We start from the raw sequence: 17159 nt of genomic DNA, 5'->3' as shown, positions 1-17159 counted from the left end.
GCGATGCGCATCAGCATATTTGGTTTGGGTTACGTTGGCGCCGTGTGTGCCGGTTGCCTGTCTGCCCGTGGCCATGAAGTGGTCGGCGTAGACATCTCCAAGGACAAGATTGACCTGATCAATGCGGGTAAATCCCCCATCGTTGAACCGGGTCTGGGCGAACTGTTGAGCCAAGGCATCGCAACCGGTCGACTGCGCGGTACCACCAACTTCGCCGAAGCCATCCGCGACACCGACCTGTCGATGATCTGCGTCGGTACGCCGAGCAAGAAGAACGGCGACCTGGAACTGAACTACATCGAGTCGGTATGCCGCGAGATCGGTTTTGTACTGCGTGACAAGACCACCCGCCACACCATCGTGGTGCGCAGCACCGTACTGCCGGGCACCGTCGCCAACGTGGTAATCCCGATCCTCGAAGACTGCTCCGGCAAGAAAGCCGGCGTTGATTTCGGCGTCGCGGTCAACCCGGAATTCCTGCGTGAATCCACCGCCATCGCCGACTACGACCTGCCACCGATGACCGTTATCGGCGAGTTCGATAAAGCCTCCGGCGACGTCCTGCAGTCGCTGTACGAAGAGCTCGACGCGCCGATCATCCGCAAGGACATCGCCGTTGCCGAGATGATCAAGTACACCTGCAACGTATGGCACGCCACCAAAGTCACCTTCGCCAACGAGATCGGCAACATCGCCAAGGCCGTCGGCGTTGACGGTCGTGAAGTGATGGAAGTGGTCTGCCAGGACAAGACCCTCAACCTGTCCCAGTACTACATGCGCCCAGGCTTCGCTTTCGGCGGTTCGTGCCTGCCAAAAGACGTGCGCGCCCTGACCTACCGCGCCGGCTCCCTGGACGTGGAAGCACCGTTGCTCAACTCGCTGATGCGCAGCAACGAATCCCAGGTGCAGAACGCCTTCGACATCGTCTCCAGCCACGACAAGCGCAAAGTCGCCCTGCTGGGCCTGAGCTTCAAGGCCGGTACCGATGACCTGCGTGAAAGCCCATTGGTAGAACTGGCGGAAATGCTGATCGGCAAGGGCTACGACCTGAGCATCTACGACAGCAACGTCGAGTACGCCCGTATGCACGGCGCGAACAAGGACTACATCGAAGGCAAGATCCCGCACGTGTCGTCCCTGCTCAACTCGGATTTCGATGATGTGATCAACAACTCCGACGTGATCATCCTCGGTAACCGTGACGAGAAGTTCCGCGCCCTTGCGCACGAAGCCCCGCACGGCAAGCAAGTGGTCGACCTGGTGGGCTTCATGTCCAAGGCCACCAGCGTGAGCGGCCGTACCGAAGGTATTTGCTGGTAACAGCAACGGCAAGTTTCAGGCTGCCAGTGGCTTACCCCAGCGCTTGCAGCCTGAAGCCTCCTCACCTTGCGGATGACGCTTATGTCCAAGTTAAAACATGTATTTCTGCAATCGGCCGGCTGGCTGTTCTTTCTCAGCCTGCTGATGGGTCTCGCCCTGCTGTTGCCGGCGAGCACCTTCGATTCGCAATCGAAGAATTTTATTTTCCTGATTGGTGCCGTGGGTATCTGGCGCTACTCGATGGGCGCGACGCATTTCTTTCGCGGCATGCTGTTCCTGTACGTGGTGTACCCGCACCTGCGCCGCAAAGTGCGCAAGCTCGGCAAGGCCGCCGACCCGTCCCATGTGTTCCTGATGGTCACCAGTTTTCGTATCGATGCGCTGACCACCGCACAGGTGTACAGCTCGGTGATTCGCGAAGCCATCGACTGCGGCTTCCCTACCACCGTGGTGTGCTCGCTGGTGGAAATGTCCGATGAGCTGCTGGTGAAAAGCCTCTGGGAAAAGATGAACCCGCCGGCTCACGTCAAGCTCGACTTCGTGCGCATCGCCGGTACCGGCAAGCGTGACGGCCTGGCCTTCGGTTTTCGCGCCATCTCGCGCCACCTGCCGGACGACCGCGCCGTGGTCGCCGTGATCGATGGCGACACCGTGCTGGCCGAAGGCGTGGTGCGCAAGACCGTGCCGTGGTTCCAACTGTTCGGCAATGTCGGTGGCCTGACCACCAACGAATTCTGCGAAGTGCGCGGCGGCTACATCATGAGCGAATGGCACAAACTGCGCTTCGCCCAACGCCACATCAACATGTGCTCCATGGCCCTGTCCAAGCGCGTGCTGACCATGACCGGGCGCATGTCGGTGTTCCGCGCCAGCGTAGTGACTGACCCGGGCTTTATCGCCGACGTGGAAAGCGACTCGCTGCAACACTGGCGCCTGGGCCGCTTCAAGTTCCTCACCGGGGATGACAAGTCCAGCTGGTTCAGCCTGATGCGCCTGGGCTACGACACCTTCTATGTGCCGGATGCCGCGATCAACACCGTGGAACACCCGCCGGAAAAGAGCTTTATCAAGGCCAGCCGCAAGCTGATGTTCCGCTGGTACGGCAACAACCTGCGCCAGAACTCCCGTGCACTGGGACTGGGCGTGCGTCGCCTCGGCCTGTTCACCAGCGTGGTGCTGTTCGACCAGCGCGTATCGATGTGGACCTCCCTGCTCGGCCTGACCGTGGCCATGATCGCCACCTTCAAGTACGGCGGCGCGTTCATCCTCGCCTACCTGCTGTGGATCGGTATCACCCGCCTGATCCTCACCCTGCTGTTGTCGTGCTCCGGCCACAAGATCGGCCCGGCCTACCCGCTGATTCTCTATTACAACCAGATCATGGGCGCGTTGGTGAAGATCTACGTGTTCTTCCGCCTTGATCAACAGTCCTGGACCCGCCAGGACACCAAACTGACCCGCGATTTGGCCAGCTTTCAACGTTGGTTCAACACCTGGTCGTCTCGGACCATGACCTTCTCCGCCGGCAGCATCTTCGTTGCCGTGTTGCTGATGATGGTCTGACCCTGCCAAGCCTGAATTAACCTAGGAATTACACCCGATGAATAGCCAAGTAAACGCCAACGTTGTCCACGAATCCGAAGCCCAGCGCCAACACGCTCGGGTGAAAATCCCGGCCAAGCTGCGCTTCTTCAACAGCGACCGCACGCCGACCGAAGCAAAGGTTATCGACCTGTCCGCCGGCGGCCTGGCTTTCACCGCCACCCAGCCGCTCACCATCGGCCAAGTGCACAAGGGCCGCCTGCAGTTCGTGATCGATAACCTCGGCCTGGCCATGGACGTGGAGCTGCAGATTCGCTCCTACGACCGCCAGACCGGCCGCACCGGTTGCCAGTTCCAGAACCTCGATGCCCAGGATATTTCTACCCTGCGCCACCTGATCACCTCGCACCTGTCCGGTGACATCGTGACCATGGGCGACGTACTCGCGACCCTGCAACGCGATAACTTCACCAAGGCACGCAAGGTCAAGGACGGCGGCAGCGGCATGACCGCGTTCGGTCGCCTGCGCGTCGTGACCTTCAGCCTGGCGATCTTCCTGGTGGGCCTGGCGGCCTTCGGTTTTGTGGTCAAGTCGCTCTACGGCATGTACTTCGTCAGCCACGCCCAGGCAGGCCTTGTGAGCGTACCGGGCATGAACGTGACCATGCCCCGTGACGGCACCGTGCAAAGCCTGCTCAAGGGTGATTCGGTAGCAGCCAAGGGCGCGCCGCTGGCGACTTTCAGCACCAGCATGCTCGACGTGCTCAAGGGCCACCTGGACGAAGACCAGTTGCAACCGGCCAAGGTCGAAGAACTGTTCGGCAAGCAAATGACCGGCACCCTTACTTCGCCGTGCGATTGCGTGGTGGCCCAGCAATTGGTCGCCGACGGCCAGTACGCCAGCAAGGGGGATGTGATCTTCCAACTGGTGCCGCGTGGCAGCCAGGCCAATGTGGAAGCGCGCTTCAGCTATCGCCAGTTCGGTGATGTGCGCCCAGGTACCCCGGTGAGCTTCCAGGTCGCCGACGAAGAACAAGTGCGCACCGGCACCATCGTCAGCAGCACCAGCCTGAACAGCGCCGACCTGTCCTCCGACATCCGCGTGCAGATCAAGCCTGATGCACCGCTGGACAGCACCTACGCCGGCCGCCCGGTGGAAGTCACCAGCGACCGTGGCCCATCGCTGAACTGGCTGATCGACAAAGCCATGGCTCACGGTCTGTAAGCGAGGACATGCCTGTGACTCTTCCAAATACACCGTTGACCCATGTGGGAGCCGGGCTTGCCCGCGATGCAGGCGACTCGGTGCATCAGTTGCACCGCAGCGATGCCATCGCAGGCAAGCCAGCTCCCACACAGAGCAAATTTCACTTGGCCTCTGCGTACTGCGCGCTGGCACTGGCCGTGAGCCTGGCCGGTTGCGCCGGCCTGCCCGACCAGCGCCTGGCCAACGAAGCCCTCAAGCGCGGCGACACCGTCACCGCGCAGCAGAATTACCAGCAACTGGCAGACCTGGGCTACAGCGAGGCCCAGGTGGGCCTGGCCGATATCCAGGTCGGCACCCGCGACCCAGCGCAAATCAAGCAGGCCGAAGCCACCTACCGTGCGGCGGCAGACACCTCGCCCCGCGCCCAGGCACGCCTGGGTCGCCTGTTGGCGGCCAAGCCCGGCGCCACTGAGGCCGAACACCATGAAGCCGAAAGCCTGCTGAAAAAAGCCTTTGCCAATGGTGAAGGCAATACCTTGATCCCGCTGGCAATGCTGTACCTGCAATACCCCCACAGCTTTCCCAACGTGAATGCCCAACAGCAGATCAGCCAATGGCAGGCGGCGGGTTACCCGGAGGCCGGCCTGGCCCAGGTGCTGCTGTATCGCACCCAGGGTACCTACGACCAGCATCTGGATGATGTGGAGCGCATCTGCAAAGCCGCGCTGAACACCACCGATATCTGCTACGTCGAACTGGCCACGGTCTATCAGAAAAAACAGCAGCCGGAACAACAGGCCGAATTGCTCAAGCAGATGGAAGCCGGCTACAGCCGTGGCACCGTGACTGCGCAGCGCGTCGACAGCGTGGCCCGCGTACTCGGCGATGCCACCCTCGGCACCCCGGACGAAAAAACTGCCCAGGCGTTGCTGGAAAAAATCGCCCCTGGCTACCCGGCGTCCTGGGTCAGCCTGGCGCAACTGCTCTACGACTTCCCCGAACTGGGCGACGTCGACCAGATGATGAAGTACCTCGACAACGGCCGTGCCGCCGACCAGCCACGCGCCGAATTGCTGCTGGGCAAGCTCTACTACGAAGGCAAGTGGGTGCCCGCCGATGCCAAGGCTGCCGAGGCGCATTTCGAGAAAGCCGTGGGCCGTGAAGTGGCCGCCGATTACTACCTCGGCCAGATCTACCGCCGTGGCTACCTGGGCAAGGTCTACCCGCAAAAGGCCCTGGACCACCTGCTGACCGCAGCGCGCAACGGCCAGAACAGCGCCGACTTCGCCATCGCCCAACTGTTTTCCCAAGGCAAGGGCACCAAGCCCGACCCATTGAACGCCTATGTCTTCAGCCAGTTGGCCAAGGCCCAGGACACACCAGAGGCTAATGACCTGGTCACCCAGCTCGAAGCACCGCTGACGCCTGCGCAACGCGTCGAAGGCCAACGCCTGGTGCAACAGGAACTGGCCGCCCGCGGCACCCTGGCCCAAAGCACGCTGCAACTGCACGCCCTGCAAGAAGAAGACGGCGAGGAATCCCTATGAAGCTCAACCCATTCGTCAAGGCCGGTATCGGCCTGACCTTCGCCCTGCTGTGGTCGTGCCCGACCCTGGCCGCGCTCACCGAAGCCAAGAACTTCGGCCTGGAAGTCAAAGCCACCGCGCAGTCCGAAGACGACCGCGACCTCGGCACCCAGAAAGGCGGCGACGTCAACGGCATCGGCCTTGACGTTCGCCCCTGGATCTACGGCGAAAGCGGCGCGTGGAGCGCCTATGCCATGGGCCAGGCGGTGGTGTCCAGCGACATCATCGAGACCGACACCCTGCAACAGTCGGCCGATGACACCACCGAGCAGCAGTCGAGCAACGACGACCGCAAGGCCAAGAAAAACTACCTGGCCCTGCGTGAGTTCTGGGTCGGCTACAGCGGCTTCACGCCCTACCCCGGCGAGATCCTCAAGTTCGGCCGTCAGCGCCTGCGCAATGACGACGGCCAATGGCGCGACACCAACATCGAAGCGCTGAATTGGACCTTCGACACCACCTTGCTCAAGGCCAATGTCGGCGCTGCCGAACGTTTCAGCGAATACCGCACCGACCTCAAGGAACTGTCGCCGGTCGACAAAGACCGCCAGCACTTCTACGCCGACGCTGCCTACCAGTGGACGCCGGGCCAGTGGATCGGCGTGCGCGGCCATCACACCCATGACGACGGCAAGCTCGACTACGCCGAACCGGGTGTCGCCAGCGACCCGCTGGACAAGCGCGAAAACGGCGACCTGACCTGGCTGGGCATCGAAGCCAACAGCGACGCCTACAACTGGCGCAACACCAACACCGTCAACTACTGGGCAAGCATCACCGGCATGCGCGGCGACCGCGACAAGGTCAACGCCTTGAACGCCGACGGCACACGCCCCACCAGCGCCAAGCGCAGCGATGACCTGAGCGGCTGGGCCACCGACATCGGTGTGCGCCTGCGCCTGGACCCGCAGTGGCAAGTGGGTGCGGCCTATTCCCGTGCCAGCGCCGAATACGAGCAGAACGGCCTGCAAAGCAACCGTTCGAACTGGACCGGCACCCAGTCCCGCGTGCATCGCTTCGGTGAAGCGTTTCGCGGCGAGATGAACAACATGCAGTCCATGAGCCTGTTCGGTTCCTGGCAGCTGCGCGAGGACTATGACGCCAGCCTGGTGTACCACAAGTTCTGGCGCGTGGACGGCAACAAGCCGGTGGGCAGCAACGGTATCGACGCGGTGCAGAACAACACCGACGACGTCACCGGCGCGATCCTCTCCAGCACCTCCCTGCCCCTTGAAGACGGCAAGAAAGACCTCGGCCAAGAGATGGACCTGGTGGTCACCAAGTACTTCAAGAAAGGCTTGCTGCCTGCGGCGCTGAGCCAGTCGATCGACGAGCCTTCAGCCCTGGTGCGTTTGCGTGCCGGCGTGTTCAAGCCCGGCGATGCCTATGGCAGCCAGGTCGACTCCTACATGCACCGCGCGTTTGTCGACGTGGTCTGGAAATTCTGATGGGAGCCTGCGCCATGAATGCTCAAAGCCTACTCGTCGCGGCAATGCTGATGGCCAGCGCCACAGCGTTCGCCGATACGGCGGCCAAGGCGCCGATCATCGCCAAGGAACTGCAACAGGCCAAGAACTACACCATCTCCAGCCCGCCCACCGCGCCGCTGGAAATGGCCAAGCCGGCGCTACCCGACCTGTCGGGCTACACCGCGCAGGCGATGGAAAAGAAAATCGTCAAGACCAAGGCGGGCAAAATCAGCATCCGCCGCATGATGCAGGAAGACGCGCTCAAGGACTTTATCGGCGGTGACAACAAGATGGCCGAATGGGTAGTGCGCCAGCATGGCATTCCCCAGGCGATCTTCGTCGATGACGGCTACATGAACCTCAAGGACCTGCTGGGCAAGGTGCCCAAGCAGTACTTCAGCGAAACGTCGCCGGGCGTGTTCCTGGCCAAGTTGCCGATCGTGGTGGGCCGTAAAGGCATCCTCGATATCGACAAAAACACCCAGGAACTGCGCCTGTCCCAGCAAGCCGGCTCGTTTTTGATCAACGACGGCCAGCTGTTCGTGCGTGACACCAAAGTCACCGGCTGGGATGAAAAAACCAACGGCCCCGCGCTGTTCAAGTCGGCCAAGGAATTCCGGCCGTTCCTGCTGGCCTGGGGCGGCACCGAGACCTATATCTCCAAGACCAAGATGGCCAGCTTCGGCTACGCCAACAGTAAGTCGTACGGGGTGAGTATTTCCCAGTACACGCCGAACATGGCCAAGGTGCTCAAGCGCCCCGAGCCGACCGGTTGGATCATCGACTCCGAGTTCTCGGACATGTGGTACGGCTTCTACTGCTACGAGACCACGGGCTTTGTGATCAAGGGCAATACCTACAAAGACAACATCGTCTACGGCATTGACCCCCATGACCGTTCCCACGGCCTGATCATCGCGGACAACACCGTGTACGGCACCAAGAAGAAGCACGGCATCATCATTTCCCGGGAAGTGAACGACAGCTTCATCTTCAACAACCGCAGCTACGACAACAAGCTCTCGGGCCTGGTGATCGACCGTAACAGCGTAAACAACCTGATCGCCGACAACGAGATCTACCGCAACCACACCGACGGCATCACCCTCTATGAGAGCGGCGACAACCTGCTGTGGGGCAACAAGGTGATCAGCAACCGTCGCCACGGGATCCGCGTGCGTAACAGCGTGAACATCAAGCTTTACGAAAACACCTCGATGGCCAACGGCCTGACCGGCGTGTACGGCCACATCAAGGACTTGACCGACACCGACCGCGACATCGCCCTCGACCCGTTCGATGCCAAGGTGTCGCTGATCGTGGTTGGCGGTGAACTGGCGGGTAACGGCAGCGGGCCGCTGTCTATCGACTCGCCGTTGAGTATCGAGCTGTATCGCGTGTCGATGCTGGCGCCGACCAAATCCAGCGGCATCAGCTTCTCCGGCATCCTGGGCGACCGCCAGGAAGAAATTCTCGACCTGCTGGTGCGCCAGCAGAAAGCCGTGCTGATCGACCCCGTCGAACGCCAGACCGAATTGCAGGACTGAGGATGACCCTTATGCACCCACACATGATCAAACTGCTGAGCCTCTCGGGTCTGACCCTCGGCCTGCTGGCGGCCAGCCAGGGCGTACGCGCCGATGAAGTCAAAGCGCCTACCTTCACCGCCGAACCGTGCTGCAGCCTGTGCCCGGCCGCCCATGACGCGAAGAACTACACCACGCGCTACCAACAGAACTTCACCACCTTGGTGCAAGCCCAGGGCGACTGGCTGTTCCGTACCCAGGAAGACCTGCGCACCGAGTTCGACACCACCCCGGCCGGCTACAAGCGCATGCAGCAGTTGCACGATGCGTTCAAGAGCAAGGGCGTGGAACTGGTGGTCGTCTACCAGCCAACCCGTGGCCTGGTGAACCGCAACAAGCTCAACCCCGAGGAAAAGGCCAAGTACGATTTCGACAAGGCCCTGACCAACTACAAAACCATGCTCGGCCGCTTCGCCAAGATGGGCTACGTGGTGCCAGACTTGTCGCCGCTGACCAACGAGCAACTGCCAGATGAGTTGCCGGCCCACGATTTCTACTTCCGTGGCGACCAGCACTGGACCCCATACGGCGCCCAGCGCACCGCGAAAATCGTCGCGGCCAAGGTCAAGCAGATGCCGGAATATGCCGAGATTCCCAAGCGTGAATTCGAGACCAAGCGCTCGGGCCGCATGGGCAAGACCGGCACCCTGCACAACATGGCCGGGCAACTGTGCGGCACCAGCTATGCGATCCAGTACATGGACCAGTTCACCACCGAGCCCAAGGGCGAAGCCGGTGACGGCGACCTGTTCGGCGATTCGGGCAACCCGCAGATCACCCTGGTGGGCACCAGCCACAGCGGCAAGAACTACAACTTCGCCGGCTTCCTGGAAGAAGAAATCGGCGCTGACATCCTCAACGTCGCCTTCCCCGGCGGTGGCCTGGAAGGCTCGATGCTGCAGTACCTGGGCAGCGATGAATTCCAGAAGAGCCCACCGAAGATACTGATCTGGGAATTCTCGCCGCTGTACCGCCTCGACCAGGAAACCATCTACCGCCAGATGATGGCGCTGCTGGACAACGGTTGCGAAGGCAAGACCGCGCAGATGTCGGCCAGCACCACGCTCAAACCGGGCAAAAACGAACTGATGGTCAACAGCGCCAACAAAGACCTGCGCAACGCCAACCATCAGGTCGATATCCGCTTCGCCGATCCGTCGGTGAAAACCTTGCAAGCCACCCTCTGGTACATGAACGGGCGCCACGAGGACATCAAGATCGAGAAACCCGAAACATCCGATACAGACGGGCGTTTCGCCTTTGAACTGCGCACCGATGAAGACTGGGCCTCGCAGAACTTGCTGGCCGTGGAAGTGCAGGGCCCCGAAGCGGGCGCTGCGGCGCAGAAGGTTGAAGCGAAAATTTGCACACGCAACGTATTCCCAAGCGGTGGTCAGCAGACCGCCCAACTCGGGAAGTGAGGTTACTTATGCAAAAGTTATTGCTCCCTACCCTGCTGGGCCTGGCCGTGTTTGCCGGCTCCGTGAATGCGGCCGCGCCGTTGCGCCCGCCTCAGGGCTATTTCGCACCGATCGAAGCGTTCAAGACCGGCGACTTCAAGAATGATTGCGACAGCATGCCAACGCCCTACACCGGGCCATTGCAGTTTCGCAGCAAGTACGAAGGCTCCGACAAGGCCCGTTCGACCCTGAATGTGCAGTCGGAAAAAGCCTTTCGCGACAGCACCGCCGACATCACCAAGCTGGAAAAAGACACCAGCAAGCGCGTGATGCAGTTCATGCGTGACGGTCGCCCGCAGCAGCTCGAATGCACGCTCAACTGGCTGGTGTCATGGGCCAAGGCGGATGCGTTGATGTCCAAGGACTTCAACCACACCGGCAAGTCCATGCGCAAATGGGCATTGGGCAGCATGGCCTCGGCCTATGTGCGCTTGAAGTTCTCCGAGTCGCAGCCGCTGGCCCAGCACCCGCAGGAAGCCCAGCAAATCGAAGCCTGGTTCAACAAGCTGGCCGACCAGGTGGTGAGCGACTGGGACAACCTGCCCCTGGAAAAAACCAACAACCACTCCTACTGGGCCGCCTGGTCGGTGATGGCAACGTCCATCGCTACCAACCGCCGCGACCTGTTTGATTGGGCGGTGAAGGAATACAAGGTCGGCGTGAACCAGGTCGATGACCAGGGTTTCTTGCCGAACGAATTGAAGCGCCAGCAACGCGCCCTGTCGTACCACAACTACGCCCTGCCGCCGCTGTCGATGATCGCCAGCTTTGCCCTGGTCAACGGCGTGGACCTGCGCCAGGAAAACAACAGCGCGCTCAAGCGCCTGGGCGACAAGGTGCTGGCGGGGATGAAAGACCCGGACATCTTCGAGCAGAAGAACGGCAAAGAGCAGGACATGAAGGACCTCAAGGAAGACATGAAATTTGCCTGGCTTGAGCCCTTCTGCACCCTCTACACCTGCGCCCCGGAAGTGATCGAGCGCAAGCATGGCATGCAACCGTTCAAGACCTTCCGCCTGGGCGGTGACCTGACCAAGGTCTACGACCCGGCGCATGAAAAAGGCAACAAAGGCAGCTGATACATAGCTCCCGGTTGGACTCGGTCCAACTGTGGGAGCTGGCTTGCCTGCGATAGGGGCCTGACATTCAACATTGATGTCGACTGAAACACCGCCATCGCAGGCAAGCCAGCTCCCACCGTTAACCCGGTTCCTTCAGTGAAATTGCAATACAGCCTCCCCCTAAATCGTGGGGGGGGTTTGGGGGGGCTCTGGCCCTTGACTGTTGGTTAAACATGGAGAGATCGGGATGGTTTTCTCGTCCAATGTGTTCCTGTTTCTGTTCTTGCCGATCTTCCTCGGCTTGTACTATTTGAGCGGGCAACGCTATCGCAATCTGCTGCTGCTGATTGCCAGCTACGTGTTCTACGCCTGGTGGCGAGTGGACTTCCTGGCGCTGTTCGCGGCCGTCACGCTGTGGAACTACTGGATCGGCCTCAAGGTCGGTGCCGCCGGTGTGCGCACCAAGCCGGCGCAGCGCTGGCTGTTGCTCGGCGTGGCGGTCGACCTGTGCATCCTCGGCTATTTCAAGTACGCCAACTTCGGCGTCGACAGCATCAATGTGATGATGAAGTCCGCGGGCCTGGAGCCGTTCATCCTCACTCACGTGCTGTTGCCGATCGGGATCTCGTTCTACATCTTCGAGTCCATCAGCTACATCATCGACGTGTACCGTGGCGATACCCCGGCGACCCGCAACCTCATCGACTTTGCGGCGTTCGTGGCGATCTTCCCGCACCTGATCGCCGGTCCCGTGCTGCGCTTTCGCGACCTGGCCGACCAGTTCAACAACCGCACCCACACCCTGGATAAATTCTCCGAGGGCTGCACGCGGTTCATGCAGGGTTTCATCAAGAAGGTCTTTATTGCCGACACCCTGGCGGTGGTGGCCGACCATTGCTTCGCCCTGCAAAACCCCACCACAGGCGATGCCTGGCTCGGCGCGCTGGCCTACACCGCGCAGCTGTACTTCGACTTCTCCGGCTACAGCGACATGGCCATTGGCTTGGGCTTGATGATGGGTTTTCGCTTCATGGAAAACTTCAAGCAGCCCTACATCAGTCAGTCGATCACCGAGTTCTGGCGGCGCTGGCACATCAGCCTGTCCACCTGGCTGCGTGACTACCTGTACATCACCCTGGGCGGCAACCGCAAAGGCACCCTGACGACTTACCGCAACCTGTTCCTGACCATGCTGCTCGGTGGCCTGTGGCACGGCGCCAACATCACCTACATCGTGTGGGGCGCCTGGCACGGCATGTGGCTGGCGATTGAAAAAGCCATCGGCCTGAACACCGCGCCGCGCAGTTTCAATGTGCTGCGCTGGGCCTTTACCTTCCTGCTGGTGGTAATGGGCTGGGTGATTTTCCGCGCCGAAAACCTGCACGTTGCCGGGCGTATGTACGGTGCGATGTTCAGCTTCAGCGAGTGGTCACTGTCGGAACTCAACCGCGCCAACCTTACCGGCCTGCAAGTGGCAACCCTGGTCGTGGCCTACGCAACGCTGGCGTTTTTCGGTCTGCGCGACTTCTACACCAACCGCCCTGCCGACAAGTCCAAGCCAGCCGACCCGAGCCTGATCAAGGCCGTACCCGGCGATAACCCTGGCAGCATCCACGAGCCCGGTTTCAGCGTAGGCCGTGACGCTGCCGTGCAACCGGCCTACTGGACCGCTGACTGGCCACGCTACGCCATGCGCGCTGCGGTGCTACTGCTGTTCGTGGCGTCGATCCTGAAACTGTCGGCGCAGAGTTTCTCGCCGTTCCTTTACTTCCAATTCTGAGGGAGCCGACCATGACCCGTTCATTACGCGTCCTCTACATAAGCCTGTTCCTGGTGCTGTTGCTGGCACTGGGCGCCTGGTCGCTGCGCAGTTTCTTCGGCTTCAGCACCAACGCCGATGCCACCGTGCTCAACGGTCGCTGGACCAAAGCCGTCGAGACTCACTACGACGACGAGTTCCCGATCAAGCGCCTGGGCACCAACCTGTGGGCAGCGCTGGACTACAAGCTGTTCAATGAAGGCCGCCCTGGCGTGGTGCTGGGCCGTGATCACTGGTTGTACAGCGACGAGGAATTCAACCCCGCCGTCAACGAAGACCAGAACCTGCAAGGCAACTACGCGCTGGTCGAAGGCGTACGCCAGAAGCTCAAGGCCCAGGGCATCCAACTGGTGATGGCGATCGTGCCGGCCAAGGTGCGCCTGTATCCGGAACACCTGGGTGAAGTGCAACCGGCGAGCATCCACGCCAACCTGTACCAGGACTTCCACGCCCGCGTGGCGGCAGACAACATCCCGGCGCCAGACCTGCTCGGCCCGCTGCAACAGGCCAAGCTCGCCGGCGAGCAGGTGTTCCTGCGTACCGATACCCACTGGACCCCGGACGGTGCCGAAGTCGCCGCCAAGCAATTGGCCAAGGCGATTGCCGACAAGACCCCACTGAGCGGCGAGCCGCAGCGCTTTGTCACCGAGGCCGAGAAAACCGAGCCGCATAAAGGTGACCTGCGTTTGTTCCTGCCCCTGGACCCGCTGTTCGAAAACCTGATGCCACCTAAAGAGCCGCTGGAAAAACGCGTCACCCACCTGGCCGAAGAGAAAGGTGATGACGCGCTGTTCAGCGACAGCGAAACCCCGGTGGCACTGGTCGGCACCAGCTACAGCGCCAACCCCAACTGGAACTTCGTCGGTGCGCTCAAGCAAGCCTTGCACAGCGACGTGGTCAGCTACGCCGAAGACGGCCATGGCCCGATCCTGCCGATGCTCAGCTATCTCAAAAGTGATGACTTCAAGAACAGCCCGCCCCAGGTGCTGATCTGGGAGTTTCCTGAACGTTATCTGCCCGTGAATAACGAAATCGGTGATGCCGACCCAGCCTGGGTTGCGCAGCTTAAACAAGCCGGTTCGCGCCAACAGAACCTGGCAATCAACACATCTAAATCCGAGACGCCCGACCGGGCGCAAAACTGAAAGAGAGGTAACTCACAATGACTTTCACTACTACTCCTCGTCGTCTCGCTAAAACCCTGGCTATCGCAGCGGGCTTGAGCTTCGTATCCCTGTCGGCCTTCGCTGCCGGTGACGCCGCCCTGTACGGCCCGACTGCACCAAAAGGCTCCAGCTTTGTACGTATCTACAACGCCAGCAACCAGGAAGTCAGCGCCACCGTCGGCAGCACCAACCTCAGCGACGTTGCGCCACTGGCCAGCAGCGACTTCAGCTTCATGCCGGGCGGTGACTACAGCGCCAAGGTCGGCAGCCAGACCCTGCCGGTCAAGCTGGCTGCCGACCACTACTACACCCTGGTCAACAGTGGCAGCGGCCAGCCGCAGTTGATTGAAGAACCCCCGTTCAAGAACAAGCAGAAATCCCTGGTGCGCGTGCAGAACCTCAGCGACAAGGCTCTGACCCTGAAAACCGCCGATGGCAAGACCGATGTAGTCAAGTCGGTGGCTGCCAAGGGCCGTGGCGAACGTGAGATCAACCCGGTGAAAGTGAGCCTGGCGTTGTATGACGGTGACAAGAAAGTCGGCGATGTGAAGCCGGTTGCGTTGGAACGCGGTGAAGCGGCGGTGCTGTATGTCACCGGTTCGGGCTCGAGCCTGTCGCCAGTGTGGGTGAAACGCCCAGTGTCGACCCGCTGATTATTTCCCTGAGTTGACACGCCCCCTTGTGGGAGCTGGCTTGCCTGCGATGGCGGTCTTGTAGGCGCCATCGCAGGCAAGCCAGCTCCCACACTGACCGGGGTTCAACTCAGGACCGAGACAAAAACAAGAGTGAAACGACAAACCTTCGTAGCTCTGACCCATATCGATTCAAGGAGAAACACCCATGATCCCAGTAATCCTTTCCGGTGGTAGCGGCTCACGTCTTTGGCCGCTTTCCCGTAAACAGTTCCCCAAGCAGTTCCTGGCCCTGACTGGCGAGCACACCTTGTTCCAGCAAACCCTGGAGCGCCTGGTGTTCGAAGGTATGGACGCCCCCATCGTGGTCTGCAACAAGGACCACCGTTTCATCGTCAACGAGCAACTGAGCGCGCGCAAGCTCGAATGCCAGCGCATCCTGATGGAACCCTTTGGCCGCAACACCGCGCCAGCCGTGGCCCTGACCGCGATGATGCTGGTCAACGAAGGCCGTGACGAGCTGATGCTGGTACTGCCCGCCGACCACGTGATCGACGACCAGAAAGCCCTGCAACGCGCACTGGCCCTGGCCACCGTGGCCGCCGAGCGTGGCGAGATGGTGCTGTTCGGCGTGCCGGCCACCCGCCCGGAAACCGGCTACGGCTACATCAAGTCCACCAACGACTCGCTGCTGCCTGAAGGCGTGAGCCGCGTGCAGCAGTTCGTGGAGAAACCCGATGAAAAACGTGCAATCGAGTTCGTCAAAAGCGGTGGCTACTTCTGGAACAGCGGCATGTTCCTGTTCCGCGCCAGCCGCTTCCTCGAAGAGCTGAAAAAGCACGACCCGGATATCTATGACACCTGCGTGCTGACCCTGGAACGCAGCGAGCAGACCGCCGACACCGTGACCTTTGACGACTCCACGTTCGCGTGCTGCCCGGACAACTCCATCGACTACGCCGTGATGGAAAAAACCCAGCGCGCCTGCGTAGTCCCGCTGGCAGCCGGTTGGAGCGACGTGGGCTGCTGGGCTTCGCTGTGGGCGGTCAACGATAAAGACGCCAACGGTAACGTGAGCAAAGGCGATGTAGTGATCCAGGACAGCCGCAACTGCATGGTGCATGGCAACGGCAAACTGGTGTCGGTGATCGGCCTGGACAACATCGTGGTGGTGGAAACCAAGGACGCGATGATGATTGCCCACAAGGACAAGGTCCAGGGCGTCAAGCAGATGGTCAACACCCTCAACGAACAAGGCCGCAGCGAAACCCAGAACCACTGCGAAGTCTACCGTCCTTGGGGCTCTTATGACTCGGTGGACATGGGCGGACGCTTCCAGGTCAAGCACATCTCGGTCAAGCCGGGCGCGTGCCTGTCGCTGCAGATGCACCACCACCGCGCCGAACACTGGATCGTGGTCAGCGGCACCGCCGAAGTCACCTGTGACGACAACGTGTTCCTGCTCTGCGAAAACCAGTCCACCTACATCCCGATCGCCTCGGTGCACCGCCTGCGCAACCCGGGCAAGATCCCGTTGGAGATCATCGAAGTGCAATCGGGCAGCTATTTGGGTGAGGACGATATCGAGCGCTTCGAAGATATCTACGGTCGCTCGACACCGGTTGAACGTGGTGTATCGGTGAAAACTATCGCGCAGTAAAACAGTCGTACAAGAAGCCCTCGCCCAGCCCATTGCGTCCCCTATCCGCAGTGGATTGGGTGGGGGCTTTTCGGTTCAATGACCATCAAAACAGACAGAAAGCCCCTCGCTGGGTGTCAGGCCTGTTTTTAACGAACCCAGTTACGCGGTGCAAACGCGTTGTAATTGCCGTCCTCCTTGGGTTCAGCATTTTTATACGTGTTCTTGCCGATTTTCTCCGCCGCTTTACCCCCCCACATCAGCGCCGAACCTGCGACTTTCGAGGAAAGGCCACCTGAGCTTGCCATCTTCTTGCCGGCCACCTTCGCCATCCCGCCAACGAACGTCAACGCGGCCCCATAGGCTTTGTCTTTCGAACTGTCGGTGCTATGAAGTACTGAGGATGGCAAAACATGCGAACGAATTGTATCGCCGAGGCCTTGCAGCACAGTTTGCCGCAAGCTCGTAAGCCCCATACTTTGCATACGCGGCCCCGAGCGCGATTCGAGGGGGGCGGCACTCGCTTGCACGTGTCCTGCCTGGCTGGAGGCCTCCGCTGGTGCGGACACGCTGAGAGGGGTGGACAGGCTTACAGCGGCGTCTGAAATATTCATAAAAAACTCACATTGTATAAGTGCAACGTTGGGTTCCGTCGTTGATCAACCAAGCCTC

General features: G+C 60.8%; 13 protein-coding genes. 12 read left to right on the top strand and 1 reads right to left on the bottom strand.

Going from position 1 to position 17159, the window contains the following annotated elements; all coding sequences use genetic code 11:
* The first annotated feature begins 3 nt into the window (after window positions 1-3).
* From GIV35_RS09915 to GIV35_RS09860, 12 genes are all read left to right on the top strand, one after another.
* Entirely contained in the window at window positions 4-1320 is a 1317-nt protein-coding gene (locus GIV35_RS09915) for a nucleotide sugar dehydrogenase (RefSeq protein ID WP_105225829.1), read from the top strand.
* An 81-nt stretch (window positions 1321-1401) separates the two neighbouring features.
* Window positions 1402-2883 (top strand): mannuronan synthase, encoded by a 1482-nt coding sequence (alg8, locus tag GIV35_RS09910; protein WP_161794312.1) that lies wholly within the window; start codon window positions 1402-1404, stop codon window positions 2881-2883.
* Window positions 2884-2920: 37 nt separating this feature from the next.
* Window positions 2921-4087 (top strand): alginate biosynthesis protein Alg44, encoded by a 1167-nt coding sequence (locus GIV35_RS09905; protein ID WP_236264373.1) that lies wholly within the window; start codon window positions 2921-2923, stop codon window positions 4085-4087.
* 8 nt (window positions 4088-4095) lie between these two features.
* The gene (gene algK, locus GIV35_RS09900) at window positions 4096-5616 is read left to right on the top strand and encodes an alginate biosynthesis TPR repeat lipoprotein AlgK (protein WP_268939900.1); all 1521 of its coding nucleotides are present in this window, start codon (window positions 4096-4098) and stop codon (window positions 5614-5616) included.
* Window positions 5613-7103: an alginate export family protein gene (locus GIV35_RS09895; protein ID WP_202691157.1), complete on the top strand. Its 1491-nt coding sequence runs from the start codon at window positions 5613-5615 to the stop codon at window positions 7101-7103. The genes algK and GIV35_RS09895 overlap by 4 nt, the downstream gene beginning before the upstream one ends.
* A complete protein-coding gene (gene algG, locus GIV35_RS09890; RefSeq protein ID WP_105225828.1) occupies window positions 7103-8671 on the top strand; it encodes a mannuronan 5-epimerase AlgG in 1569 nt (522 codons plus the stop codon). The genes GIV35_RS09895 and algG overlap by 1 nt, the downstream gene beginning before the upstream one ends.
* A gap of 11 nt (window positions 8672-8682) precedes the next feature.
* Window positions 8683-10131 (top strand): alginate O-acetyltransferase, encoded by a 1449-nt coding sequence (locus GIV35_RS09885; protein WP_034128799.1) that lies wholly within the window; start codon window positions 8683-8685, stop codon window positions 10129-10131.
* 8 nt (window positions 10132-10139) lie between these two features.
* Entirely contained in the window at window positions 10140-11249 is a 1110-nt protein-coding gene (locus GIV35_RS09880; protein ID WP_236264631.1) for a mannuronate-specific alginate lyase, read from the top strand.
* A 229-nt stretch (window positions 11250-11478) separates the two neighbouring features.
* Window positions 11479-13011, top strand: coding sequence for an MBOAT family O-acyltransferase (locus GIV35_RS09875; protein ID WP_105225826.1), 1533 nt, complete (start codon window positions 11479-11481; stop codon window positions 13009-13011).
* A gap of 11 nt (window positions 13012-13022) precedes the next feature.
* Window positions 13023-14195, top strand: a complete 1173-nt coding sequence (locus GIV35_RS09870; protein WP_223023302.1) for an alginate O-acetyltransferase — start codon at window positions 13023-13025, stop codon at window positions 14193-14195.
* Window positions 14196-14212: 17 nt separating this feature from the next.
* Window positions 14213-14869: an alginate O-acetyltransferase AlgF gene (locus tag GIV35_RS09865; protein WP_032893493.1), complete on the top strand. Its 657-nt coding sequence runs from the start codon at window positions 14213-14215 to the stop codon at window positions 14867-14869.
* Between the two features lie 187 nt (window positions 14870-15056).
* Window positions 15057-16508, top strand: coding sequence for a mannose-1-phosphate guanylyltransferase/mannose-6-phosphate isomerase (locus GIV35_RS09860; RefSeq protein ID WP_096143444.1), 1452 nt, complete (start codon window positions 15057-15059; stop codon window positions 16506-16508).
* Between the two features lie 128 nt (window positions 16509-16636).
* Here the strand turns inward: GIV35_RS09860 and GIV35_RS09855 are convergent, their stop codons facing one another.
* Entirely contained in the window at window positions 16637-17101 is a 465-nt protein-coding gene (locus GIV35_RS09855) for a hypothetical protein (protein WP_105225823.1), read from the bottom strand.
* Window positions 17102-17159 lie beyond the last annotated feature (58 nt).

Origin of the sequence: Pseudomonas sp. PA-1-6B, assembly GCF_021609545.1 — a bacterium.
Taxonomy (GTDB): domain Bacteria; phylum Pseudomonadota; class Gammaproteobacteria; order Pseudomonadales; family Pseudomonadaceae; genus Aquipseudomonas; species Aquipseudomonas fluorescens_BV.
This window is presented reverse-complemented; position numbering and strand designations above follow the sequence as displayed.